Annotated in this window: 2 protein-coding genes; both read right to left on the bottom strand. The window is 58.8% G+C overall.

What is annotated here, in order from left to right:
* Positions 1–29 precede the first annotated feature (29 nt).
* The gene (locus Q9R39_RS24580; RefSeq protein WP_311278446.1) at positions 30–1,112 is read right to left on the bottom strand and encodes a hypothetical protein; all 1,083 of its coding nucleotides are present in this window, start codon (positions 1,110–1,112) and stop codon (positions 30–32) included.
* A 239-nt stretch (positions 1,113–1,351) separates the two neighbouring features.
* Positions 1,352–1,717 (bottom strand): hypothetical protein (locus Q9R39_RS24585; RefSeq protein WP_311278447.1); only part of this gene is annotated, 366 nt, incomplete at its 5' end.

The following is a 1,717-nucleotide window of genomic DNA, read 5'->3' on the forward strand; positions in this document are numbered from 1 at the left end:
TCAGAACATGGCCGCCGCTCGCCACGCGGTCAGAACCCACGCCTCATCGAAACGTACAGGTCAGGATATGCCTCCACCGCGTGTAGACGGTCCAAGCCTCGCGAGTCCGGCGCGCCATCCAACTCCATGAGCATGTCGCGACCACCGATAAACGCCGATAGAACAAGATTATCGCTGGCCGCTACCAGAATCTCGTCGTCGCCAAGCGCGACGACGTATTGGTAGCCCGCTCGAATGTCGCGGGCGATCTGAGCACTGCGCTCGACCCAGGCCATGTGCTCACCTGTAGCCGTTTCAACGTCGCCAGAATACCCGACAACACCCTGGCCACTCACGATCTTGTGGGTAACGAATCGTTTCTCACCTGCGGGAACATCCTTGTTTTTTCTCTTTACAAGATTCTCGACGTAGCGATCGGCGGGCGGCGCCAAAGCCGTCGTCCGTTCATCCCAGTGATTCGAAAGATCTGGGAGCGGCACGGCGCCAACGAATCCTTCAAGGGGGCGGTGCAGAACCGTCAGCGCGTCCTCTTGGACTTCAGCGAATGAGTACCTTAGCGCGGGCCGCAGAGCTACCGCCAGCCGTGGTTCGAGCGATAGAAAGAAGCGCTCAGCATCAAACAGGGTCTCGACCACCGACCTACCCGCAACGCTATCGCGATAACCGTGCTGCGCCTCCTTGCGAGCCCGCTTCTGAAACTCAGAGGAATCAGGCCCACATAGTCCGACGTAGTCCGTCGGAAGATTTGCGTAGTCCGCCCAGTGCCACACCGCTCTCATAACCTGGGCGCCAGCGTTCATCGGGACGCTATAGGCGCGGTTCTGGACCAACAGGTCGTCGAAAGTGACTGGCGAATGCGTTTCACAGTTGCGTACAAGCTCTAACCCCGTCACTACCCGACCGCCGGGCGAACGCTCACGCAATTTCTTGTAGGGTTCGCCGAACTCCGGCTCGAAGACAGATTCATCGAGGATATTGACAACGAGACATGCGCTCGTTGCCTCAATGAGGGCCGCGGTTTTGTCTTCGAGGGTCGCGTACCAGTAGGACAAGATAGCGCGGCGAAGGCCACGCATCTGCCGCATTGCCTTGGCCAACCCGGCTTCGGTCAAGCGGCCTAGTGGGCCTCGATCCAGCTCTTCCGTCGGTGGTGCCATCAGTGCAGCTACTCCCTTCCCCTATCTTGGGCAGAACCAACGGTACTACCGGTACTGCCGTGCTGGTGCTTCTAGGCATGCCTTCACCGAAACTTCGCAACCCGTGTAGAGGCCAAACAGGTCGGCGTTCAGTTGCCGCTACGGGTCGGGGATCTTCAACTCCCAAGCCGATGGGTCTCGTGTCTGGGTCAGGATCAATCCGTTTGCTCCATGGAATGGAGTGTTGTGCGCCACCAACTCTCACTTGGGTCGCTGATACTGATGCCTATGTCTGTGAGCCCTACTTCGGCAAATGTCGCCGTAAACGCCCCGCTATAGTCGAATTCGGCACCGCGGCTGCGCGTCCAACGCTGGGGGTCGGGGTCCTCCTCGTCGACATCAGCGGTGAATGTGCCGTCAATCTCGCCGTCAATCTCAATTTGACCGTTCGCGTATCGCAATTCGTGGAAATAGACACCAATCGGGTTACGGCTCGGTGCGCTATTCATGCACATGTCGAGGTAGTCGTGATCACGTCCGCGCACCCACCGCTCAACCTGATCATCAACGTCGCCGCGAAC

The organism is Gordonia sp. AC31 (assembly GCF_031844505.1).
In the GTDB taxonomy this organism is placed as follows: Bacteria; Actinomycetota; Actinomycetes; order Mycobacteriales; family Mycobacteriaceae; genus Gordonia; species Gordonia hongkongensis.